The organism is Streptomyces sp. NPDC051104, assembly GCF_040682835.1.
Classification (GTDB): Bacteria; Actinomycetota; Actinomycetes; order Streptomycetales; family Streptomycetaceae; genus Streptomyces; species Streptomyces cynarae.
The window spans coordinates 176827-201017 of record NZ_JBFBBS010000005.1; the positions used below are offsets into that span (position 1 = coordinate 176827).

General features: G+C 69.1%; 18 protein-coding genes and 1 tRNA gene. 9 read left to right on the forward strand and 10 right to left on the reverse strand.

Annotation, left to right across the window (positions count from 1 at the left end):
* Positions 1–292: 292 nt before the first annotated feature.
* From rsmG to rpmH, 6 genes are all read right to left on the reverse strand, one after another.
* On the reverse strand, positions 293–1009 hold the full coding sequence (rsmG, locus tag AB0N14_RS10595; RefSeq protein ID WP_366025283.1) for a 16S rRNA (guanine(527)-N(7))-methyltransferase RsmG: 717 nt from the start codon (positions 1007–1009) through the stop codon (positions 293–295).
* 118 nt (positions 1010–1127) lie between these two features.
* A complete protein-coding gene (locus tag AB0N14_RS10600; protein WP_366025284.1) occupies positions 1128–1640 on the reverse strand; it encodes a R3H domain-containing nucleic acid-binding protein in 513 nt (170 codons plus the stop codon).
* Positions 1641–1655: 15 nt separating this feature from the next.
* The gene (gene yidC / locus AB0N14_RS10605; protein WP_366025285.1) at positions 1656–2948 is read right to left on the reverse strand and encodes a membrane protein insertase YidC; all 1293 of its coding nucleotides are present in this window, start codon (positions 2946–2948) and stop codon (positions 1656–1658) included.
* Positions 2949–2951: 3 nt separating this feature from the next.
* Positions 2952–3305, reverse strand: a complete 354-nt coding sequence (gene yidD / locus AB0N14_RS10610) for a membrane protein insertion efficiency factor YidD (RefSeq protein WP_366025286.1) — start codon at positions 3303–3305, stop codon at positions 2952–2954.
* Positions 3302–3676: a ribonuclease P protein component gene (rnpA, locus tag AB0N14_RS10615; RefSeq protein ID WP_366025287.1), complete on the reverse strand. Its 375-nt coding sequence runs from the start codon at positions 3674–3676 to the stop codon at positions 3302–3304. The genes yidD and rnpA overlap by 4 nt, the downstream gene beginning before the upstream one ends.
* 18 nt (positions 3677–3694) lie before the next feature.
* The gene (gene rpmH, locus AB0N14_RS10620) at positions 3695–3832 is read right to left on the reverse strand and encodes a 50S ribosomal protein L34 (RefSeq protein ID WP_003956500.1); all 138 of its coding nucleotides are present in this window, start codon (positions 3830–3832) and stop codon (positions 3695–3697) included.
* A gap of 425 nt (positions 3833–4257) precedes the next feature.
* Here rpmH and dnaA point away from each other — a divergent pair, with 425 nt between their 5' ends.
* The 9 genes from dnaA (at position 4258) to AB0N14_RS10665 (ending at position 16975) form a co-directional block, all read left to right on the forward strand.
* Positions 4258–6162, forward strand: a complete 1905-nt coding sequence (gene dnaA / locus AB0N14_RS10625; protein ID WP_366025288.1) for a chromosomal replication initiator protein DnaA — start codon at positions 4258–4260, stop codon at positions 6160–6162.
* A gap of 922 nt (positions 6163–7084) precedes the next feature.
* Positions 7085–8215 carry a DNA polymerase III subunit beta gene (gene dnaN, locus AB0N14_RS10630; RefSeq protein ID WP_366025289.1) on the forward strand — a complete coding sequence of 377 codons (1131 nt, stop codon included), beginning with the start codon at positions 7085–7087 and terminating at the stop codon, positions 8213–8215.
* Positions 8216–8386: 171 nt separating this feature from the next.
* Positions 8387–9262 (forward strand): phosphogluconate dehydrogenase (NAD(+)-dependent, decarboxylating), encoded by an 876-nt coding sequence (gene gnd / locus AB0N14_RS10635; protein ID WP_366025290.1) that lies wholly within the window; start codon positions 8387–8389, stop codon positions 9260–9262.
* Positions 9263–9314: 52 nt separating this feature from the next.
* Complete coding sequence (gene recF, locus AB0N14_RS10640; protein ID WP_366025291.1) at positions 9315–10436, forward strand: DNA replication/repair protein RecF; 1122 nt, start codon at positions 9315–9317, stop codon at positions 10434–10436.
* On the forward strand, positions 10433–10966 hold the full coding sequence (locus tag AB0N14_RS10645) for a DciA family protein (RefSeq protein WP_366025292.1): 534 nt from the start codon (positions 10433–10435) through the stop codon (positions 10964–10966). The genes recF and AB0N14_RS10645 overlap by 4 nt, the downstream gene beginning before the upstream one ends.
* A gap of 380 nt (positions 10967–11346) precedes the next feature.
* On the forward strand, positions 11347–13428 hold the full coding sequence (gene gyrB, locus AB0N14_RS10650) for a DNA topoisomerase (ATP-hydrolyzing) subunit B (RefSeq protein WP_366025293.1): 2082 nt from the start codon (positions 11347–11349) through the stop codon (positions 13426–13428).
* Positions 13429–13469: 41 nt separating this feature from the next.
* Positions 13470–16064: a DNA gyrase subunit A gene (gene gyrA / locus AB0N14_RS10655; RefSeq protein WP_366025294.1), complete on the forward strand. Its 2595-nt coding sequence runs from the start codon at positions 13470–13472 to the stop codon at positions 16062–16064.
* Between the two features lie 18 nt (positions 16065–16082).
* On the forward strand, positions 16083–16775 hold the full coding sequence (locus AB0N14_RS10660) for a DUF3566 domain-containing protein (protein WP_366025295.1): 693 nt from the start codon (positions 16083–16085) through the stop codon (positions 16773–16775).
* A gap of 123 nt (positions 16776–16898) precedes the next feature.
* Positions 16899–16975: transfer RNA gene (locus AB0N14_RS10665), tRNA-Ile, on the forward strand.
* 69 nt (positions 16976–17044) lie between these two features.
* Here AB0N14_RS10665 and AB0N14_RS10670 read toward each other — a convergent pair.
* From AB0N14_RS10670 to AB0N14_RS10685, 4 genes are all read right to left on the reverse strand, one after another.
* The gene (locus tag AB0N14_RS10670; RefSeq protein WP_366025296.1) at positions 17045–18016 is read right to left on the reverse strand and encodes a site-specific integrase; all 972 of its coding nucleotides are present in this window, start codon (positions 18014–18016) and stop codon (positions 17045–17047) included.
* A gap of 46 nt (positions 18017–18062) precedes the next feature.
* Positions 18063–18446: a hypothetical protein gene (locus tag AB0N14_RS10675; protein WP_366025297.1), complete on the reverse strand. Its 384-nt coding sequence runs from the start codon at positions 18444–18446 to the stop codon at positions 18063–18065.
* A 480-nt stretch (positions 18447–18926) separates the two neighbouring features.
* Complete coding sequence (locus AB0N14_RS10680) at positions 18927–19397, reverse strand: SPW repeat protein (RefSeq protein WP_361977665.1); 471 nt, start codon at positions 19395–19397, stop codon at positions 18927–18929.
* A gap of 619 nt (positions 19398–20016) precedes the next feature.
* Positions 20017–24027: an AAA family ATPase gene (locus AB0N14_RS10685; protein WP_366025298.1), complete on the reverse strand. Its 4011-nt coding sequence runs from the start codon at positions 24025–24027 to the stop codon at positions 20017–20019.
* Positions 24028–24191 lie beyond the last annotated feature (164 nt).

Consider the following 24191-nt stretch of genomic DNA (forward strand, 5'->3'; position numbering starts at 1 on the left):
GAGGTCTGGTCTTCTGTGGAGAAATCCACCTCTGTGGACAACTCCGTACCCTCCACGGGGGGTACCACGCTATGAGTGGACCGCTTTCCGAGAGATCCGAGAGGCTTACGATCGCGGGGTTCGGCCGCGGCCCGGCCGCGACTGATGATGCCGTGCAGCAGTGAGCGACGTTTCACGTGAAACACGATGCACAGCAGTTGCCGTCGGGCCTCCGCGACACTCCGAGATGCGTAGGTTTGGCAGCTTGTGTGGCGTACAGCCCACACTCAGACCAGATCAGACAACCGCCAGATCAACGACGTCGGCGTGCCCGCCCCGTCCGGGCCGCTTTAGCCCGCTTGGCTGCGAACCGCACCCCACCGGGGCTCTCCCCGACCTCGACCCGCACGACGGTCGACAGCGGGTCCACGATGCCCTCCCCTACATGGAGGATGGACGTCTCGACCGCACCGAGCTTGGCCAGAGCGGTGGCCGCACTCTTCAGTTCCTCTTCCGCGGTGTCGCCCTTGAGGGCCAGCATCTCCCCGTAGGGACGCAGCAGCGGAATGCCCCAGGTGGCCAGACGGTCCAGCGGAGCCACCGCTCGCGCGGTCACGACATGGACCGGCGGAATCTTGCCCATGACCTCCTCGGCGCGACCGCGAACGACGGTCACATGATCAAGGCCGAGCAGCTCGACGACCTCCGTGAGGAAATTGGTGCGCCGCAGCAGCGGCTCGAGCAGCGTGATCTTCAGGTCGCCCCGGACGAGCGCCAGGGGAATACCGGGCAGGCCGGCACCCGAGCCGACGTCGCACACCGTCACCCCTTCGGGGACGACCTCCGAGAGCACCGCGCAGTTCAGCAGGTGCCTCTCCCAGAGGCGGGGCACCTCGCGCGGGCCGATCAGCCCTCGTTGCACGCCTGCCTCTGCCAGCAGCTCGGCGTACCGGACCGCATCCGCGAAGCGATCACCGAATACGTCACGTGCCTGTTCGGGCACAGGGGGGAGCTCCGCTGCCTCCGTCACGGGGACCGTCCTTCCGTACCGCATCAGCGCGACCAGCGCCGATCACCAGAACTACCAGGCTGACAAAGTTCGGCCCCGCCTGCGCTACAGACGGGGCCGGAGAGACGTACGGACCGATTCAGGCGGGCAGCACGACGACGAAGCGCTGCGGCTCCTCGCCCTCGGACTCGCTGCGCAGGCCCGCGGACTTGACCGCGTCGTGCACCACCTTGCGCTCGAACGGCGTCATCGGCTTGAGCTTCACGGGCTCCCCGGTGCTCTTGACCTCTGCCGCCGCCTTGGCGCCGAGCTCCGAGAGCTCGGCGCGCTTCTTGGCACGGAAGCCCGCGATGTCGAGCATCAGGCGGCTGCGGTCGCCGGTCTCCCGGTGCACGGCCAGGCGCGTGAGCTCCTGGAGCGCCTCCAGCACCTCACCGTCACGGCCGACCAGCTTCAGCAGGTCACGGCTGCCCGTGTCGCTGATGATCGAGACGGACGCGCGGTCGCCCTCGACGTCCATGTCGATGTCGCCGTCGAGATCGGCGATGTCCAGCAGACCCTCGAGGTAGTCCGCCGCGATCTCACCCTCCTGCTCCAGGCGGGTCAGGGTGTCTGCACCCTCGGCAGCGGCGGAGGTGGTGCCTTCCGTCACGGGATGGACTCCTTCTTACTTCTTGGACGGGGACTTGGGCCGCTGCGGACCCTTGCGCTGGCCGGACTGGGCCCGGCTACGGGTGCCACTGCCGGGCTGCTGCGTCGCCTTCTTGGCGGCACCGGCCGGCTTGGCGTCCTGCGGCTCATCGGCCTTCTCCAGCGACGGCGAGGAGGTCTCTGACTCGGAGCCCCCGGCCGGCTTGGCACTACCGGACTGACGCTGCGCCTTGCTCTGCCGCTTGGGCTGCTGACGCTTCGGGGCGGCAGTACCGGCGACCGTCGTCGTACCGTCCTCGGCGGTGGCGACAGCCGTGACCTCGCTCTTCACCACGGTGCCGTCGGGCTGGGCCGCGAGGCCGGCCTTGTTCAGGGCGTTGATGAACTTGCGCTCGAACTCGTTGCGGTCCCGGCCCTTGGCGACGATCGCCTTGACGATGGTCTTCTCGCTGCGGCGACGGACCTTGCCGTGGTGCGTGACGTGCTTGCTCAGGCGCTCCAGGTAGGCCGCCTGGGCCTTGGAGCCCGGGGTCGGGTTGTTGTGGATGACATACATCTGCTGGCCCATGGTCCACACGTTGGTGGTCAGCCAGTAGACGAGGACACCGACCGGGAAATTGATGCCGAAGACGGCGAACATGACCGGGAAGACGTACATCAGCATCTTCTGCTGCTGCATGAACGGCGTCTTCACCGTCGTGTCGACGTTCTTCGTCATCAGCTGGCGCTGCGTGTAGAACTGCGACGCAGACATCAGGACGATCATGACCGCGGTGACGACCCGGACATCGGTCAGCGAGGCGCCGAGCTGGGCGACCTTGCCGGAGCCGTCCGTGAACTTCGCGGCCAGCGGGGCGCCGACGATGTGCGCCTTACGGGCGCTGGCAAGCAGCGTGTCGTTGATGACACCGATCGTCTTGCCCGTCGCGATGCCGTTGAGCACGTGGTAAAGGGCGAAGAAGAACGGGGACTGCGCCAGGATGGGAAGGCACGAGGAGAGCGGGTTGGTGCCCGACTCCTTGTACAGCTTCATCATCTCTTCGGACTGACGCTGCTTGTCGTTCTTGTAGCGCTCCTGGATCTTCTTCATCTCGGGCTGGAGCGTCTGCATGGCCCGGGTCGCCTTGATCTGCTTCACGAAGAGCGGGATCAGGCAGATACGGATAAGGATCACCAGGGACACGATGGACAGGCCCCAGGCCCAGCCGGTGTCGGCGCCGAAGATCGCGCCGTACACCTTGTGGAACTGGACGATGACCCAGGAAACGGGTGTGGTGATGAAGCTGAAGAGGCTGGCAATCGTGTCCACTAATCATGCTCCTTGGGCATGGGACGAGGTCTCTGCGGCCGGGCTCGAAGGGAAATCCCCCTCGGTGGCCGGTTCGGCGGCGGAGGGCCCGCCCTTGCGTGCACGCCAGGCGTCACGCAGCATTTCGTGCCACCGCGGGCGCTTGCGCGGCGGAACATGGTCCACACCGCCTAGCGACCACGGATTGCACCGCAGGATGCGCCAGGCGGTCAGTGCCGTGCCCTTGATCGCACCGTGCCGGTCGATGGCCGTGTAGCCGTAGTGGGAACAGGACGGGTAGTACTTGCACACGGGCCCGAGCAGCGGACTGATCGTCCACTGGTACAGCTTGATCAGAGCCAGCAGCGGGTACTTCATCGCGCGCCCCCTCCTCCCAGCAGCCGCTGGAGAGCGGCATCCAGGTCTCGGGTCAGCTGTGCATGGTCGGCGTCACCCGCACCGGGCAGCGCTCGTACGACTACCAGGCTACCGGGGGGCAACAGGGCCACTCGGTCACGCATCAGATGGCGAAGCCTGCGCTTCACCTTGTTGCGAACGACCGCTCCGCCCACGGCCTTGCTCACGACGAAACCCGCACGCGTCGGGGGAGCGCTCTCCCCAGGCGCGTGCGGGTCCGTGGCACCGCTACGCAGGTGGACGACGAGAAGCGGGCGTCCGGCCCGGCGTCCTCGGCGTACCGCGGTCGCGAAGTCCTCGCGCCGCCTCAGCCGATGCTCGGTAGGCAGCACGTCATGACCTGTACGCGATCAGGCGGACAGGCGGGCGCGACCCTTGCTGCGGCGGGACGCCAGGATGGCGCGGCCGGCACGGGTGCGCATACGCAGCCGGAAGCCGTGGGTCTTCGCGCGACGACGGTTGTTCGGCTGGAAGGTGCGCTTGCTCACTCGGGGGCTCCAGTAATGATTCGGTGGGTGGCGGGGTGTCGCCTGGCTGTCACCGTGCGCCCACGAGTAGCTCGCATTACGCCCGAGTGCACCGCTTCCCGATCACCGAAATGTGCCCTGGTCGGCACACTGGTACGTGATCTGTGCCCATCGGAGGCAGGCGGCAGCAGCCATCGACAACTCGACCTGGTTACGGTACGCGGGGCTGCGCCATCCGGTCAAACCGGTGGCCGGTCGGGGACACTTGTCCACAGGCTGGGGACAACAACTTGAACCGCACGGGCCGCCCTGACTACCGTGACTGGACTCCGATTCGTTCCCTTATCCCTGCCCGAGCAGTTTTGCTCCCGACCTGACCGAACCGATTCACATCCCGACCCGTCCCGCAACCACACGTTCGTGGGACCTGTGAGAGAGCGTGCCCTGTGGCTGACGTACCCGCCGATCTTGCCGCAGTGTGGCCGCGAGTACTCGAGCAGCTCCTCGGCGAGGGCCACGGGCCGGGGGTCGAGGCGAAGGACGAGCACTGGATCAGGCGCTGCCAGCCGCTGGCGCTGGTGGCCGACACCGCCCTGCTCGCCGTTCCGAACGAGTTCGCGAAGGGTGTCCTCGAGGGCCGGCTGGCGCCGATCGTCAGCGAGACGCTGAGCCGTGAGTGCGGCCGCCCGATCCGTATCGCGATCACCGTCGACGACTCCGCGGGCGAGCCGCCCGCCCAGTCGCGCTACGAGGAGCCCGAGCTGCCCTCTCCGCAGGGCCGCGACGCATATGACGGCGGCGGCTACGAGGGGTACGGCCGCCACCGCGCCGGCGATCACCGCGATCACCGCGCCGGCCGCCCCGACCAGCGTCCCGGCGACCAGCTCCCGGCCGCCCGGCCTGCGTACCCGGGCGAGTACCAGCGCCCCGAGCCCGGCGCCTGGCCGCGCCCCGCCCAGGACGACTACGGCTGGCAGCAGCAGCGGCTCGGCTTTCCCGAGCGCGACCCGTACGCGACACCGGACTACCGCGCGCAGTCGCTGGACCGGTCGCCGTACGAGCAGCAGCGCTCGGATTACGACGGCGGACGACCCGACTACGACGGCGGGCGCCCGGATTACGAGAGTGGGCGCCCGGAGTACGACGGCGGTCGCCCCGACTACGACCAGCAGCGGCCCGACCGCCGCGAGATCCCGGAGCCGCCCTCCGGCAACGGCCATGTGCACAGAGGGGGCCCGGTCGGCCCGAACCTGCCCACGACCGGCGCCCCCGGTCCGCTGGCCGCGCAGCCCGCGCCGGCGACCGGGCCGGGCGAGCCCACCGCGCGCCTGAACCCCAAGTACCTCTTCGACACGTTCGTGATCGGTGCCTCGAACCGCTTCGCGCACGCCGCCGCCGTCGCCGTCGCCGAGGCACCCGCCAAGGCCTACAACCCCCTGTTCATCTACGGGGAGTCGGGGCTCGGCAAGACCCACCTGCTGCACGCGATCGGGCACTACGCGCGCAGCCTGTACCCCGGCACACGCGTGCGGTACGTGAGCTCCGAGGAGTTCACGAACGAGTTCATCAACTCCATCCGCGACGGCAAGGCGGATGCCTTCCGCAAGCGCTACCGCGACATGGACATCCTGCTCGTCGACGACATCCAGTTCCTGGCGCAGAAGGAGTCGACGCAGGAGGAGTTCTTCCACACCTTCAACACCCTCCACAACGCCAACAAGCAGATCGTGCTCTCCTCTGACCGGCCGCCCAAGCAGCTGGTCACCCTGGAGGACCGGCTGCGCAACCGCTTCGAGTGGGGGCTGATCACCGACGTCCAGCCGCCGGAGCTGGAGACGCGCATCGCGATCCTGCGCAAGAAGGCGGTACAGGAGCAGCTGAACGCGCCTCCGGAGGTGCTGGAGTTCATCGCCTCCCGGATCTCGCGCAACATCCGCGAGCTGGAGGGTGCGCTGATCCGGGTGACGGCGTTCGCGTCGCTCAACCGGCAGCCCGTGGACCTGGGCCTGACGGAGATCGTGCTCAAGGACCTGATCCCGGGCGGCGAGGACACGGCCCCCGAGATCACCGCGACGGCCATCATGGCGGCCACCGCCGACTACTTCGGGCTGACGGTGGAGGACCTGTGCGGCACCTCGCGCGGCCGCGCCCTGGTGACCGCACGGCAGATCGCGATGTACCTGTGCCGTGAGCTGACCGATCTGTCGCTGCCGAAGATCGGCGCGCAGTTCGGGGGCCGCGACCACACGACGGTCATGCACGCCGACCGCAAGATTCGCGCGCTGATGGCCGAGCGGCGCTCCATCTACAACCAGGTGACGGAACTGACGAACCGCATCAAGAACGGCTGACGCGGTCGGCACGGGCCGGCTCGGACGGTCCTACGCCTTCGCAGGCGCCCTGGGGCAAGGTCCCGGGGCGCCTTTTGCGTTCCCGTCGTGCTCAGGTCGGCCTGCCCGCGCCCCGGTCCACGGGCGCCCTACGACAGCCGCTGTTCGATTACCTGCCGCGTTACGGCCACTCTCCACAGATCCGGTGACTTTCTTCCGTCCACATCCTGGGGACCGCGGAGTTGTCCAGATCGCATCCACAGGGGCTGCGGGAGAAGAACCATCAGGCCAGCTCACCGGCCTGTGGATTCGTGGACGGGGAGTCTCCACAGTCTGTGGACGAGGAGAAGATCCACAGGCTGTGCACGGAGTTGTCCACCGGCAACCCACAGGCCGAGGCGGGTTGTCCCCAGTGATCCCCAGCTTCTCCACAGTCCTGTCCACTGTTCGGCAACGCGGCGCGCCTCCTCACCGACCGGAGTGAAAGGCGTCACACCAAGGTGCTGGGTTGCCCTGTGGGAAAGACGGGTAGAGCTGGGGACGGCACTGGGGAGAAGTGCCCCGAGGCTGTGCACGGCGTGTGCAGAACTTTCCGTTCTCCACAGAGACCCCTGGTTGTCCACGGGCTGCGCCCACAGGCCCCGTGGACAAAATGCCGCCTCCGACCTGGGACAACGCGGTTATCCACGGTTTCCACAGGCCCTACTACTACTCCCAACTAGAAAGACCGGGGAATTAGCTTGGAAGCGGGGTCTGTGCACAACTCGCCCTCCGGCTCCCGACTGCCCCTCGTCACGACTTGACCCCGAGAGGCACCTACTGTCAGTGGGGTGCGTCAGACTGGTCCCCGGTGTCCTTCCCCTCACCGGGACCCACGACACCGAGTCAGACGACGAAGGCCAGGCAGGGCGAGAGCGCCGGCAACAGCAGGAGGCGGCTTACGGTGAAGATCCGGGTGGAACGCGACGTACTCGCGGAGGCAGTGGCCTGGGCGGCGCGCAGCCTCCCGGCCCGTCCGCCGGCGCCTGTCCTCGCCGGCCTGCTGCTGAGGGCCGAGGACGGCCAGTTGAGCCTGTCCAGCTTCGACTACGAGGTCTCCGCGCGTGTGTCCGTGGAGGCGGAGGTCGAGGAGGAGGGCACGGTCCTCGTCTCCGGCCGCCTCCTCGCCGACATCTCCCGCGCCCTCCCCAACCGTCCGGTGGAGATTTCCACAGACGGTGTACGGGCGACGGTGGTCTGCGGCTCCTCCCGGTTCACCCTGCACACACTGCCTGTGGAGGAGTACCCGGCGCTGCCGCAGATGCCGAACGCGACGGGCACGGTCCCCGGCGAGGTCTTCGCCTCCGCCGTGCAGCAGGTCGCGATCGCCGCCGGCCGTGACGACACGCTGCCCGTGCTGACCGGTGTGCGCATCGAGATCGAGGGCGACACGGTCACGCTGGCCTCCACCGACCGCTACCGCTTCGCGGTCCGCGAGTTCCTGTGGAAGCCGGAGAACCCGGAGGCGTCCGCGGTCGCCCTGGTGCCCGCCAAGACGCTCCTGGACACCGCCAAGGCGCTGACCAGCGGTGACAGCGTGACCCTGGCGCTGTCCGGCTCGGGCGCGGGCGAGGGCCTGATCGGTTTCGAGGGCGCCGGGCGGCGGACGACGACCCGCCTCCTGGAGGGCGACCTGCCGAAGTACCGCACGCTGTTCCCGACGGAGTTCAACTCGGTCGCCACCCTGGAGACCGCCCCCTTCGTGGAGGCCGTCAAGCGCGTGGCGCTGGTCGCCGAGCGCAACACCCCGGTGCGGCTGAGCTTCGAGCAGGGCGTGCTGATCCTGGAGGCCGGTTCCAGTGACGACGCACAGGCTGTGGAAAGGGTCGACGCCCAGCTGGAGGGCGACGACATCTCGATCGCCTTCAACCCGACCTTCCTGCTGGACGGCCTGAGCGCGATCGACTCCCCGGTGGCCCAGCTGTCCTTCACGACGTCCACCAAGCCCGCGCTGCTGGGCGGCAAGCCGGCCATGGACGCCGAGGCGGACGAGGCGTACAAGTACCTGATCATGCCGGTGCGCCTCAGCGGCTGACGGTCGTCCACAGTCCCCTGGGGTCCCGTGGATCACGGGTCCCCAGGGAAGCCGCAGGTGGGACCACGTATGAGCGCGTATGCCCACAGCTGTGCGTGACCGTCCGGGTTTAGGCTCGGACACGGGTACGAACGTGCCCCACACGCCACACAGCGACCTAAGGAACAACTGATGGAGCTCGGTCTCGTCGGCCTCGGCAAGATGGGCGGCAACATGCGCGAGCGGATACGCCGCGCCGGCCACACCGTCATCGGATACGACCGCAACGCGGACCTCGCCGATGTCCACAGCCTGGAAGAACTTGTGGGCAAGTTGAAGGGTCCGCGTGTGGTCTGGGTGATGGTTCCGGCCGGTGCCCCGACCCAGTCGACGATCGACGAACTGGCCGAGCTGCTCGAGCCCGGTGATGTCGTGGTGGACGGCGGCAACTCCCGCTGGACGGACGACGAGAAGCACGCCGCCGAACTCGGCATCAAGGGCATCGGCTTCGTCGACTGCGGCGTCTCCGGCGGTGTGTGGGGCCTGCAGAACGGCTATGCGCTCATGTACGGCGGCGACCCCGAGAACATCGCCAAGGTGCAGCCGATCTTCGACGCGCTCAAGCCGGAGGGGCCGTACGGCTCGGTCCACGCGGGCAAGGTCGGTGCCGGCCACTTCTCGAAGATGGTCCACAACGGCATCGAGTACGCGATGATGCAGGCCTACGCCGAGGGCTGGGAGCTGCTGGAGAAGATCAAGTCCGTGGACAACGTCCGCGAGGTCTTCCGCTCCTGGCAGGAGGGCACCGTCATCCGCTCCTGGCTGCTCGACCTCGCGGTCAACGCCCTGGACGAGGACGAGCACCTGGACAAGCTGCGCGGCTACGCCGAGGACTCCGGCGAGGGCCGCTGGACGGTGGAGGCCGCCATCGACAACGCCGTCCCGCTCCCGGCGATCACGGCGTCCCTGTTCGCCCGCTTCAGCTCGCGGCAGGAGGACTCGCCGCAGATGAAGATGATCGCGGCGCTGCGCAACCAGTTCGGCGGCCACGCCGTAGAGAAGAAGTAATCCACAGGGCCGCACGGCGGTCCACAACCCTGGGGGAGGTCGGCGAACGACCATGCACGTCACGCATCTGTCGCTGGCCGACTTCCGCTCGTACGCCCGGGTCGAAGTCCCGCTCGACCCGGGCGTCACCGCCTTCGTCGGCCCGAACGGCCAGGGCAAGACGAACCTCGTGGAGGCGGTCGGCTATCTCGCCACCCTCGGCAGCCATCGTGTCTCCTCCGACGCCCCCCTCGTCCGCGTGGGCGCCGAGCGCGCGATCATCCGGGCCGCGGTGCGCCAGGGCGAGAGACAGCAGCTGATCGAGCTGGAACTGAACCCCGGCAAGGCCAACCGTGCCCGCATCAACCGGTCCTCGCAGGGCAGGCCCCGGGACGTGCTCGGCATCGTACGGACGGTGCTGTTCGCGCCCGAGGACCTCGCGCTGGTCAAGGGCGACCCGGGCGAGCGGCGCCGTTTCCTGGACGAGCTGATCACCGCGCGTTCCCCGCGCATGGCCGGCGTCCGTTCCGACTACGACCGGGTCCTCAAGCAGCGCAACACCCTGCTGAAGTCGGCCGCGCTGGCCCGCCGTCACGGCGGCCGCGCCATGGACCTGTCCACCCTCGACGTCTGGGACCAGCACCTCGCGCGCGCGGGCGCCGAACTGCTCGCCCAGCGCCTCGATCTGATCGCGGCGATCCAGCCGCTCGCCGACAAGGCGTACGAACAACTGGCGCCCGGTGGCGGACCGGTCGCCCTGGAGTACAAGCCGTCCGCGCCCGGCGAGGCGCACATGCGTGAGGCCCTGTACGAGCAGTTGATGGCGGCGCTCGCCGACGCACGCAAACAGGAGATCGAACGCGGCGTCACCCTGGTCGGACCGCACCGGGACGATCTGCTGCTCAAGCTCGGTCAGCTGCCCGCGAAGGGGTACGCGTCCCACGGCGAGTCCTGGTCGTACGCGCTGGCGCTGCGCCTGGCGTCGTACGACCTGCTGCGCGCGGAGGGCAACGAGCCGGTGCTCGTCCTCGACGACGTCTTCGCCGAGTTGGACAGCCGTCGGCGCGAGCGGCTGGCGGAGCTGGTGGCGCCCGGGGAGCAGGTCCTGGTGACCGCCGCGGTCGACGACGACGTACCGGACGTACTGACGGGGACGCGGTACTCCGTGTCCGACGGCACTGTGGAGCGCGCATGAGCAACGACGAGCCCACACCGAAGAAGTCGCCGGAGCTGTCCGGCGTGGACCTCGCGCGCGTGGCGCTGCGGGCTGCGAAGGAGCAGGCACGCGCGCGGGGGGAGGCGGCGCAGCAGAAGAGGCAGGCGCGGAGCGGCGGTCTGCGCTCCGGCGCGCGCGGCGACCGGCGCGACCCCATGTCGCTCGGTGCGGCGATCAACCGGCTGATCGCCGAGCGCGGCTGGGAGACCCCGGCCGCGGTGGGCGGTGTGATGGGCCGCTGGCCGCAGATCGTCGGCGAGGACCTCGCCCGGCACTGCGTTCCGCACACGTACGACGAGGACGAGCGGGTCCTGGTCGTGCGGTGCGACTCCACGGCGTGGGCGACGCAGCTGCGCCTGCTGGCGCCGCAACTGGTGGCGCGGCTCAACGAGGACCTGGGGCACGGCACGGTCCGGCTGATCAAGGTCCAGGGCCCCGGCGGTCCCGCCCGCCGCTTCGGCTCGTTGCGCGCCCCGGGCAGCTCAGGACCCGGGGACACCTACGGGTGACAGACATCACATGAATCCGTCGACGGCAGCGGGGCGACGGCTCTTTCGGGGTGCCCGCACGCGGTCACGAAGACCGGTCTTACTCCCACGTAGCCAAGGGTTGACAGCCGGAAGCGCTGAGTGCCGCTCAGAGCCTCTTGGAGCCCCGCTCCGCATATGGGGAGTCGGGCGAGACCGGTTGAGGGCGGCACATGCGGACTCAGGTACCGGCAAACCCCCATCACTGTCGGCGCTACCGGTAGACTGGACGACAATCCCGCCCCGACCGTGGGGACTGTCCGGGAAAAGCTGAGCAACGCTGATCAAGGCTTACCAACGCAACATGCCGCAGCCGCTCCGGCAACCCTCCCCCAAAGGGGGCACCCCCAGGAGCCCGGCTCGTGCTGTGCCAGAAAGGGCGCTTCGTGGCCGATTCCGGCAACCCCAACGAGAACATCCCGTCCACCGACGCCGGCGTGAACGCCGAGGCCACAGAGTCTGCCGCGGCCTCTGCGTCCTACGACGCCAGCGCCATCACCGTGCTCGAAGGGCTGGACGCGGTCCGCAAGCGGCCAGGCATGTACATCGGCTCCACGGGCGAGCGCGGTCTGCACCACCTGGTGTACGAGGTCGTCGACAACTCGGTCGACGAGGCGCTGGCCGGTTACGCGGACACCATCGACGTGACGATCCTCGCCGACGGCGGCGTGCGCGTCGTCGACAACGGTCGTGGCATCCCGGTGGGCATCGTGCCCTCCGAGGGCAAGCCGGCCATCGAGGTCGTGTTGACCGTGCTGCACGCGGGCGGCAAGTTCGGCGGCGGCGGGTACGCCGTCTCCGGTGGTCTGCACGGTGTCGGTGTGTCCGTCGTGAACGCGCTGTCCACGAAGGTCGCCGTCGAGGTGAAGACCGACGGCCACCGCTGGACGCAGGACTACAAGATGGGCGTCCCGACGGCGCCGCTGGCCAAGCACGAGGCGACGGAGGAGACCGGCACGTCGGTCACCTTCTGGGCCGACCCGGAGATCTTCGAGACCACCGAGTACTCCTTCGAGACGCTGTCCCGGCGTTTCCAGGAGATGGCCTTCCTCAACAAGGGCTTGACGATCCGGCTCACCGACGAGCGCGAGTCGGCGAAGGCGACGAGCGGTGCGGACGAGGCGGGTGCGGACGAGAAGGCCGAGGTCAAGACCGTCACGTACCACTACGAGGGCGGCATCGTCGACTTCGTGAAGTACCTCAACTCCCGCAAGGGAGAGGCGGTGCACCCCACGGTCGTCTCGCTGGAGGCCGAGGACAGGAACAAGAGCCTGTCCCTCGAGGTCGCCATGCAGTGGAACAGCGGCTACACCGAGGGCGTGTACTCCTTCGCGAACATCATCCACACGCACGAGGGCGGTACGCACGAAGAGGGCTTCCGGGCCGCGCTGACGTCGCTCATCAACAAGTACGCGCGCGACAAGAAGCTGCTGCGGGAGAAGGACGACAACCTCACCGGTGACGACATCCGTGAGGGTCTGACGGCGATCATCTCGGTCAAGCTGAGCGAGCCTCAGTTCGAGGGCCAGACGAAGACCAAGCTGGGCAACACGGAGGCCAAGACCTTCGTGCAGAAGGCGGTCTACGAGCACCTCAACGACTGGCTGGACCGCAACCCGGTCGAGGCCGCGGACATCATCCGCAAGGGCATCCAGGCGGCCACCGCGCGCGTGGCGGCCCGCAAGGCCCGTGACCTGACCCGCCGAAAGGGTCTGCTGGAGTCGGCGTCGCTGCCCGGCAAGCTGGCCGACTGCCAGTCCAACGACCCGGCCAAGTGCGAGATCTTCATCGTCGAGGGTGACTCCGCCGGCGGCTCGGCCAAGTCCGGCCGCAATCCGCAGTACCAGGCGATCCTCCCGATCCGCGGCAAGATCCTGAACGTCGAGAAGGCCAGGATCGACAAGATCCTGCAGAACCAGGAGATCCAGGCGCTGATCTCCGCCTTCGGGACGGGTGTGCACGAGGACTTCGACATCGAGAAGCTCCGCTATCACAAGATCATCCTGATGGCGGACGCCGACGTGGACGGCCAGCACATCAGCACCCTCCTGCTGACCTTCCTGTTCCGCTTCATGCGGCCGCTGGTCGAGGCGGGGCACGTGTACCTCTCCCGTCCTCCGCTGTACAAGATCAAGTGGGGCCGGGACGACATCGAGTACGCGTACTCGGACCGCGAACGCGACGCGCTGATCGAGATGGGCCGGCAGCGCGGCAAGCGGGTCCGTGAGGACTCGATCCAGCGCTTCAAGGGCCTCGGCGAGATGAACGCCGAGGAGCTGCGCATCACGACCATGGACCAGGAGCACCGCGTCCTCGGCCAGGTCACTCTCGACGACGCCGCCCAGGCCGACGACCTGTTCTCGGTCCTGATGGGCGAGGACGTCGAGGCGCGGCGCGCGTTCATCCAGCGCAACGCCAAGGACGTCCGCTTCCTCGACATCTGAGTCGGTCTCAGCTGACCGCACCAGGAAGGACCTCACCAGCAATGACCGACGAGAACATGCCTGTGACGCCTGAAGAGGGCGGCGAGAGCAGCCTGCGCGTCGAGCCCGTCGGGCTCGAGACGGAGATGCAGCGCTCGTACCTCGACTACGCGATGTCCGTCATCGTCTCGCGCGCGCTGCCGGACGTACGCGACGGTCTCAAGCCCGTGCACCGCCGCGTCCTGTACGCGATGTACGACGGCGGCTACCGGCCCGAGCGCGGTTTCTACAAGTGCGCCCGCGTCGTCGGCGACGTCATGGGCAACTACCACCCGCACGGCGACTCCTCGATCTACGACGCGCTGGTCCGCCTGGCGCAGCCGTGGTCGATGCGGATGCCGCTGGTGGACTCCAACGGCAACTTCGGCTCCCCGGGCAACGACCCGGCGGCGGCGATGCGCTACACCGAGTGCAAGATGGCGCCGCTGTCCATGGAGATGGTCCGTGACATCGACGAGGAGACCGTCGACTTCACGGACAACTACGACGGCCGCTCCCAGGAGCCGACGGTCCTTCCGTCCCGCTTCCCGAACCTGCTGATCAACGGCTCGGCCGGTATCGCGGTCGGCATGGCGACCAACATCCCGCCGCACAACCTGCGCGAGGTCGCGGCCGGCGCCCAGTGGTACCTGGAGAACCCCGAGGCCTCCCACGAGGAGCTGCTGGAAGCGCTCATGGAGCGCATCAAGGGCCCCGACTTCCCGACCGGCGCGCTCGTCGTGGGCCGCAAGGGCATCGAGGAGGCCTACCGCACCGGCCGCGGCTCGATCACCATGCGCGCGGTCGTCGAGGTCGAGGAGATCCAGAACCGCCAGTGCCTGGTGGTCACCGAGCTGCCCTACCAGGTCAACCCGGACAACCTCGCGCAGAAGATCGCCGACCTGGTGAAGGACGGCAAGATCGGCGGCATCGCGGACGTCCGCGACGAGACGTCGTCACGTACCGGCCAGCGCCTGGTCATCGTCCTGAAGCGGGACGCGGTCGCCAAGGTCGTCCTGAACAACCTCTACAAGCACACCGACCTGCAGACGAACTTCGGCGCGAACATGCTGGCGCTCGTCGACGGCGTGCCGCGCACCCTGTCCCTGGACGCGTTCATCCGCCACTGGGTGACGCACCAGATCGAGGTCGTCGTCCGCCGTACGCGCTTCCGGCTGCGCAAGGCCGAGGAGCGCGCGCACATCCTGCGCGGCCTGCTGAAGGCCCTGGACGCCATCGACGAGGTCATCGCCCTGATCCGGGCCAGCCAGACCGTCGAGATCGCGCGTGAGGGCCTGATGGACCTGCTCGAGATCGACGACATCCAGGCCAACGCCATCCTCGAGATGCAGCTGCGGCGCCTGGCCGCCCTGGAGCGCCAGAAGATCGTCCAGGAGCACGACGAGCTCCAGGCGAAGATCAACGAGTACAACCAGATCCTCGCCTCCCCGGTCCGCCAGCGCGGGATCGTCAGCGAGGAACTGGCCGCGATCGTCGAGAAGTACGGCGACGACCGGAAGACCAAGCTGATCCCGTACGAGGGCGACATGTCCATCGAGGACCTGATCGCCGAGGAGGACATCGTCGTCACGGTCACCCGCGGCGGCTACATCAAGCGCACCAAGACCGACGACTACCGCGCCCAGAAGCGCGGCGGCAAGGGCGTGCGCGGCACGAAGCTCAAGGAAGACGACATCGTCGACCACTTCTTCGTGTCGACCACGCACCACTGGCTGCTGTTCTTCACCAACAAGGGCCGCGTCTACCGCGCCAAGGCCTACGAGCTGCCCGACGCCGGCCGGGACGCGCGCGGCCAGCACGTGGCGAACCTGCTGGCCTTCCAGCCGGACGAGGCGATCGCCGAGATCCTCGCGATCCGCGACTACGAGGCCGCTCCCTACCTGGTGCTCGCCACCAAGGGCGGCCTGGTCAAGAAGACGCCTCTGAAGGATTACGATTCGCCCCGTTCCGGCGGTGTCATCGCGATCAACCTCCGCGAGACGGTGGACGGTTCCGACGACGAACTGATCGGGGCCGAACTGGTCTCGCCCGACGATGATCTGCTTCTGATCAGCAAGAAGGCACAGTCGATCCGGTTCACGGCGACCGACGAGTCCCTGCGCCCGATGGGCCGCGCCACCTCGGGTGTCAAGGGCATGAGTTTCCGTGAGGGCGACGAACTGCTCTCGATGAATGTTGTTCGACCGGGTACGTTCGTGTTCACTGCCACCGACGGTGGGTACGCGAAGCGGACCGCCGTCGACGAGTACCGCGTCCAGGGCCGCGGCGGCCTCGGTATCAAGGCCGCCAAGATCGTGGAGGACCGCGGCTCGCTCGTCGGCGCGCTGGTGGTCGAGGAGACCGACGAGATCCTCGCCATCACACTGTCCGGCGGTGTGATCCGTACGCGGGTCAATGAGATCAGGGAGACGGGCCGTGACACCATGGGCGTCCAACTGATCAACCTGGGCAAGCGCGATGCCGTGGTCGGTATCGCACGTAACGCCGAGGCGGGACGCGAGGCGGAGGAAGTCGACGGCGACGTGGCCGTGGACGAGACCGCGGAAGGTGCCGCGACCACCGGCACGGACGAGGGTGAGGCGCCCTCGGCCGAGTAGCACGAGGAGTGAGTCAGCGTGAGCGGAGCCACCGGCGCCGGATCGACCGGTATGAACACGGACGGCGGCGGCCGTGGCTCCGCCGCGGAGGCGACAGATCCGCACACGACGAATCTGAAGGCGGTCAAGCCGCCCGCGACCGACTCGCAGCAGCAGCCCGGCTCCGGCTCGGCCGCCGCCGCGCAGCCCGCCCCGGGCGCACAGCCGGCCGCGTCGCCGCTGCCCGGAGAGCGTCGGCAGCAGCAGCCCGCGGGCCCCTACCACCCGCCGCAGGCCTACCCGCCGCAGGCCCCGGCCGGTGCCGTACGCCGCCCCCGCACCGGGGCGGGCACGATGCCCCGCACCCGCAAGGCACGCCTGCGCGTGGCCAAGGCAGACCCGTGGTCGGTGATGAAGGTCAGCTTCCTGCTCTCCATCGCGCTCGGCATCTGCACGATCGTGGCCGCCGCGGTGCTGTGGATGGTCATGGACGCGATGGGCGTCTTCTCCACGGTCGGCGGCACGATCTCGGAGGCCACCGGCTCGAACGAGTCGAACGGCTTCGACCTGCAATCGTTCCTGTCCCTGCCGCGCGTCCTGATGTTCACCACGATCATCGCGGTCATCGACGTCGTCCTGGCGACGGCCCTCTCGACGCTCGGCGCCTTCATCTACAACCTCTCGGCCGGTTTCGTGGGCGGCATCGAACTGACGCTGGCGGAGGACGAGTAGACACCGCCCTCGCGCTCTCTCGGGGCTCGGGAGCCCGCCCGCCCGGTATCGATTTTGGGACTTCCCACCTGGTGCGCTAATCTTCAGGGGTCAGCGCGCGGGAGACACACCGCAGAGCGCGGCGGGGCTATAGCTCAGTTGGTTAGAGCGCATCCCTGATAAGGATGAGGCCACAGGTTCAAATCCTGTTAGCCCCACCAGCGAAAACACCCCCGGTCCACTAGGGCCGGGGGTGTTTTGACACCAACGGTTGACACCAACAGCGACGGTCAGCCGATCAGCGGATCTTCCAGCAGCTCGGCGAGCATCGCGACAGCTTCCCGCTCACTGTCGCCGACCACATGCGTGTAGACGTCCATGGTCATGCTGATCTGGCTGTGCCGGAGGATCGCCTGGGCCACCTTGGGGTGGACCTTCAGGAAGGCGAGCAGGGTCCCGCAGGTGTGCCGGGCGAGCCGGACCGTGATCCGGCGCACACCGGCCCGCTTCACGAGTCGATCGAAGGTCCGGGAGAAGCCCACCGGGTCGATCATGCCGCCATGCTCCGACGAGAAGATCAGGTCATGGTCAGGCTCCTGCGACCAGTGATCACCGGCGATCTTCCGTTCCAGCTCTTGCAGCTCTCGCCGCTCCTCCAAGGCCCGGGCGCAGAACTCCGGCAGAGGGAGCACCGCCTGTGAGGACTCGGTCTTGAGGTCTTTGAGGACCAGGCCGACGCCCTTGACCCGCTGCACCTGCTTGACCGGGGTGAACTGGCGCGCCTCGAAGTCGATGTCCTGCCAGCGCAGGCCGAGGACCTCACTGCGGCGGAGGCCGAGGACCAGGACGAGGACGCAGGCCGCGTAGAGGCGGTGTGCGCGGACCGAGCGAAGGAACGTGATCGCCTCACGCGCGCTCCACGCCTTGCCCTTGTCCTTGGTGACCTTGGGCATGTCGACCAGCAACGCGACGTTGCGCGTCAGCAGCTCCTCACGGATGGCCCGGTTGAGCGCGTTCCGGAGGACGCGGAGCACCTCGAAGCGGGTAGCCGCGCCGACCTTCTCACGCTTCAGCGTGGCCATGAACGTGCGGAGCTGGGCAGGCGTGAGCTTCACCAAGGGTTTCTTGCCGAGATGCGGCAGCAGGTACAGCCGGATCTTCGACTCGTACTTCACGTACGTGTTGTGCTCGCGCTCCGGCTCCACGATGTGCTCAAGCCAGTAGGTCAGCCACTCGCCGACCGTCCAGGAGCGGGACGGCACCGGGACGCCGTTGCGCTCCTGGTCCTGGAGCTTGCCGAGCTTCAGGTCAGGCCGCCGCGGTGATCGCGACCGCGCGGAACGAGATCCCGTGCCGCTTCTGGCCGTTGAACTCGTTCTCCCAGTCACGGGCCTTGAGCCCGACCACCCGCACCGGCATGCCCGGCACGAGCCCCTCCGGGATGCCGGTCTCCGGCACGGTCACCTGGTAGAGGTTCCCCTCCCCCTCGTCCGAGACCAGCAGACCCACCGTCGACAGGCCCGCACCGGTCTCCCGGTCCACGGCCCGCTCACCGGTCTTCTGGCTGACCAGTTTCGGCACGGGCGCGGTCGCCACGAAGACCACAGCGGTGGGGGGATCGGCCGGCACCGGGATGGAGGGGGCGCCGTCGCCGACTGCGAGTCCGATGGGGCGTGCGTGGGGAGCTCCCATCCCGTCCGCCATCGACCCAGGCAGAGCCGAGCAGACGCGGTCCATGGCGTCCAGGTCGTTCGTACAGTGGCGCGCTCCACCTGGACGCCATGGACCACGCCCGCTCCACGGTGTGTGGGTCGACGGCGGACGGGATGGGAGCTGGGGTGGGTGGTGGTTGAGGCCGCTCCGACATTGACGGAATCTGCGCACGCGACGTACCCGCAGGCCACGGCCCAACGGGGTCCGATGCGCACCACCAAGGGGCGGATCCCGGTAAGGCGAGAGGGCCGTCAGTGCTTGGCGATCCCCATGCCGACGAAGATGCCCGCCAGCAGTGCGGCGCTGCCAACGCCCATCACTGCCCAGGTCCCGATCTGCGTGGCTTGAGCCCTGGCCATGGCTGTCCACGTCATCGGTGTCCCGCTGGCGCGACAAAGCCAGCCAGCGGCAGCCGCAACACCCGTGATGAGTGTGACGGTCTTCGAGGGGTGGGGGCGATCACGTATGCGGGGACGAGCGGTCGCCGGACGACTGGTCCACCGGGCGGGCGGCTGCGGCGGCCATGAGGGCCAGAATCAGCGCGATCACGCCGACGATGATGTTGTTGACGATGGTCCTGGTAGTGCTGACGTCGCCTGCCACAACCCAGGGCGCAAAGATCGTCCACACGCTGAGCGCACAAGCGGCCCACGCCATGCTGTGCGACCGCTCGTATGCCCGGCCGAAGCCACCGCTCATGATCACGGCGTATGCGATGCCGACGATCAGATTGTTGACTGCCAGGGTGGAGAACCCGTTGAAACCCGCGATCCACGGTGAAGCAGCCAGGTATAGGCCTGTGATCAGTGCCATGGCCTCGACGGCCTGTGCCCTCGGAGTAGTCGCGACACCCTCGGCCATCTCCTGCCGCTTTCGCATGGCGAGGATGTCGGGATGCGTTGCCATGTCTGGCCGGGGCTGTGTCGTCATGCTGAACCTCCGATATGCCCGTTATGTGTAGTGCGTGAAAGCGAGTACCCCATGGGGCCGGGGTAATCGTCGCTGAGCTGCCTGAGTCCGAAGACCGCTGCGGAGGAGGTGGCCTGCGGCGCACTTCACCAGCGTCTGAGGGTCTCGTTGTGGCGCTGGAGCCGAAAGGGAGCCTGTGTCAAGACCGCATACGGCGGCTGACACCAGCGGCTGACACCAACAAGCGCGAACAGGGGCGGTCGTCGTCGAACCTCAGTGGACGATCGGTCGAGGCGCAGGGGCGGTTGGTCGACGTTGGCAGACCTTCATGATCGACCTGATAAGGATGAGGCCACAGGTTCAAATCCTGTTAGCCCCACCAGCGAGAAGACCCCCGGTCCACCAGGGCCGGGGGTCTTTGACGTCTACGGATGGAAGCCGCCGTCCGGGCGGCCTGTGCCTCCGTGGGCGCAGTCGGCGGTGTCCGCCCTTCGGTCGGCGGGAGCCGTACCAGGGCATGGAAAGGCCCGACCGCCGGCGACGGGGGATGCACCGGCGATCGGGCTATGGCCAAGGGTAACAAGGTCACTTGCGCGGCGGCGGGCGACTGCTCGACGCCGGCCCGGGGTTGTGATCCGGATCACTGTCGGCCGCACGGGGGGTCGTACGAGAGGCGGGGCAGGTACTCCTGCCATTTCCCCGGCGTCAGAACGCCCCGCGTGGTCGAGCAGATGCGGCGGACGGCCTGGTCGACGTCCAGGTTCCACAGCCGGACGGTGTCCGCGCCGCTCGACACCCCGAGCAGGTGACTGGCGGGGCTGAAGGAGAGGAAGTTGCCCGTCTTGGCGTTGGGGCTCATCGACTGGCCGATGGGGGAGGCCTTGTCCGGGTCGGTGACGTTCCACAGCCGCACGGTGTTGTCGTTGCCACCGCTGGCCAGCCTGTGCCCGTCCGGGCTGAACGTCAGCGACACGACCGCCTCCGTGTGGCCGGTGAGGGCGGTGCCCAGCCGGGTGGTGCGGAGCGGGTCGGTGACGTTCCACAGCCGGACCGTGTCGTCGTCGCTGCCGCTGGCCAGCGTATGGCCGTCCGGGCTGTAGGCGAGCGTGTTGATCGGGCCCAGATGCCCGGTGAGCGGCGAGCCGAGCGATCGCGGGCGCCGGGGGTCGGTGACGTTCCACAGCCGCACGGTGCCGTCGGCGCTGCCGCTGGCGAGGGTGTGGCCGTCGGGGCTGTAGGCGAGGGCGTTGACGTAGCCGGTGTGGCCGGTGAGGGGCTTGCCCAGGTGGCGCGGGTGGGCCGGGTCGGTGATGTCCAGCAGTTGGATGGTGCGGTCGTCGTAGTCGACGGCCAGTGTGTGCCCGTCGGGGCTGAGCGCCAGCGCGTCTGCGCCCGCGTACCGGGTCCGCAGCGGGACGGGCGGGCCGTAGGAGACCGGATGGGCGGGGTCGGCGACGTTCCACAGCTGGGCCGTGTTGCTGGTCCCCGTCAGGACGGCGAGGGTGCGCCCGTCGGGCGAGAACACCAGCGACCGCAGGTCGCGGTCCCCGGTCGTGAAGGGCTTGCCCAGTGCCACGGGCCGCTCGGGGTCGGTCACGTTCCACAACCGGATCCTGCTGTCGCCCGCGGCCGTCGCGAGGACCTTCCCGTCCGGGCCGAACGCCCCGATCCGGCCGATCATGTCCGACCTCCGTATCGACCACAGCCGGACCTTGCTGTCGCCGCTGCCGGTGGCGAGGGTGTGCCCGTCGGGGCTGAAGCCGAGGGCGTACATCTCGCCGCTGCTGCCCGCGAGCGGTTCGCCGACCTGCGAGGGGTAGGCCGGGTTGCTGACGTTCCACAGGCTCGCCGTGCTGTCCGCGCTGGCCACGGCGATCAGGGACCCGTCCGGGCTGAAGGCCACGGACCACACCGGGCCGGTGTGGCCGGTCAGGGGCTCGCCGAGGGAGTGCGGGTTCCGCGGGTCGGTGACGTCCCACAGCCGGACGGTGTCGTCCGCGCTGCCGCTGGCGAGGGTCCTGCCGTCCGGGCTGAAGGCCACGGAGTGCACGGTATGGGTGTGGCCGGTCAGGGGCTCGCCGAGGGAGTGCGGGTTCCGCGGGTCGGTGACGTCCCACAGCCGGACCGTGGTGTCGTCGCCACCGGACGCCAGCGTCTTCCCGTCGGGGCTGAACGCGATGGACCGTACGGCGTCGGTGTGGCCGGTCAGCCTGGTGAGCGAGACCGGATGCCGGGGGTCGGTGACGTTCCACAGCCGTACGGTGTGGTCCTCGTCGGCGGTGGCCAGCGTGTGCCCGTCCGGGCTGAAGGCGGCCAGGAAGATCGTGCCGTCGTGGCCGGTCAGGGGCTCGCCCAGGGAGCGCGGGTGCCGGGGGTCGGTGACGTCCCACAGGCGTATCGTGCCGTCGTCTCCGGCGCTGGCCAGGGTGCGCCCGTCCGGGCTGAACACCGCGCTGCTCACCCAGCTCGTGTGGCCACTGAGGGGTTTGCCCAGGGGGCGTGGGCGCGCCGGGTCCGTGACGTCCCACAGCCGGACGGTCCGGTCGTAGCTGGCGGTGGCCAGGGTCCGCCGGTCCGGGCTGAACGAGGTCAGGTAGACGGCGCCGCTGTGGCCGAGCAGAGGCGTGGCCAGCGGCGCGTTCACGATGGAGATCAACCGGCTGTTGGTGCCCTCGTCGTCCGGTCGCAAGCGGTGGGCCACGACGTCGATCTGGGCGGACAGCGACGGATCCGTGGACTGCACCCGGTCCGCCTCGGCGACCACCTGCTCGAACACCGCGTCGTCCCGCTGCTGCCACGCGACCACCGACGAACCGACCGCCAGCAGCGCCAGGACGACCAGCGCCGCCACGGCTCCCCGCCGGAGCCGGACGGTGCGCTTGCGCAGCCGGACCGAAGCGGCCAGGAACTCCACCGCGCTGCGGGTGAGGAAGGTGTCGCCCGAGGACCTCGTCCAGGTATGAGCCTGCTCCAGACGAGAACCCCGGTACAGCAGCGCGCTGTCGCGGTGGGAGTCCTCCCAGGCCCTGCCGTCCTCCTCCAGCCGCTGGCGCAGCAGGTTCCCGTTCCTGTCCTCGTCGATCCAGTCGCGCAGGCGTGGCCAGGCGTGGAGCAGCGCCTCATGGGTGATCTCCACGGTCTCCGCGTCGAGCGTCACCAGTCGGGCGCGAACCAGCGCTTCGAGCGACTCCTCCGTCTTGCCGGGGTCCGTCGACTCCTCCGCCAGCTGCCGCCGGGTCCCCCGCCTGCGGGTGGCCTGGGTGTCCTCGCCCAGCCGGACCAGCCTGAGCAGGAGCAGGCGCGCGGCCGTGCGGGCCGCCGGGTCGAGGCCGGACCAGGCCCGCTCGGCCGTCGCCGCCACCGCCCCCTGGATCCCGCCGGCCGCGCGGTACCCGGCCAGCGTCAGCCGGCCCGCCTTGCGCCGCTGCCAGGTGGCGAGCAGGGCGTGCGAGAGCAGGGGCAGCACGCCCGCGTCGTGCGCACCGCGCGGGCCGTCGACGCCGACCTCCCGGACGATCAGCTCCGCCAGCCCCGGTTCGAGTTCGAGCCCCACGGCCTTGGCCGGGCCCGACACGGCTTCGCGCAGCTCCGCGGTGGTCAGCGGCCCGAGCACCATGTGCCGGTGCTGCAGAGCGTCGGCCAGTTCGGGATGTCGGAGGCACTGCTCGTAGAAGTCGGCGCGTATGCCGAGGACCACGAGCACGGGGGCGAGGTCACCGGCAGCGGCGGGCGAGCACGCGGCGTGCAGGAGCCGGACGAACATGCGCCGGTCGGCCTCGTCCGAGCAGAGGGTGAACGCCTCCTCGAACTGGTCCACGATGACGACCGGGCGAGCGGCGCGGGACGTCTCGCGCCGCGCCCAGGCCTCGACGGCCTCCCGCACCGCGTGCTCGAAGCGCCCGGTGCCGGGCTCGTACGCCTCCGCTTCCTTCTCGGCGGACAGGACGGGGGCGAGCTCGGGGATCCGGCGGGTCAGTTCCGCGAGGGGGTCGCCGCCCGGTACGAGCTGCAGCACGTCCCTGTCCCGGCCGCCGCGCAGGGCGGGCACCAGACCGGCGTTCAGCAGGGAGGACTTCCCCGCTCCCGAGGCGCCCACGAGCATGACCAGGCCGCCGGTCCGCTCGACCGCCTCGAGCTGGCCGACGAGGGCGGCCGTGCACCGCTCCCGGCCGAAGAACCACCGGGCGTCCTCCCGGCGGTAGGGAGCCAGCCCCCGGTACGGGCACACGCCACCGGGGACGGCCGGGGCGTCGGCGGACGAACGCTCCTCGTCTTCCGTCTCCTCCTCGGACGCCGGGGGGCGGTCGCCGACCGGGTCGGCCACCGCGCGCTCCCACAGGCGCTGCCACTGGGCCAGGTCGTACAGTCCGGTGGACACCGGCGCGGGCCGTAAGCGCCGTGCTTCGGGGATCAGGACGTGCAGCACCGCCGCGAGGGCGGCGAACTGGGCGGGCACGTTCCTGGCCCGCCGCCAGTCGCTGATCCGCTGCGCGGACACCCGCACGGGGCGCCCTCGTTCGTCGACCCGCTGCAGCCGGACGACCGCCTCCGCCACGCGTTTGAGGGGAGGGTTGCCCGCCTCCTTGTACAGCAGGGCGAGACGTTCCGCGAAGGCCGTGCGTGCTCCCGAGTCGGAACTCAAGGTCCCCACCCCTTACTTCCACCGCACCTGACGTCCGGACCGGAAAACTCACCTTATACGGCTGACCTGCTGTTAAGTCGCCCGGACCGTACCGGAATCTCCTCGGTGAAGGCATCAACTGGCAGGATCCACGGCGCGGGAGAGAACCGGCCGCGCGGTGCCCGGACAGGCCA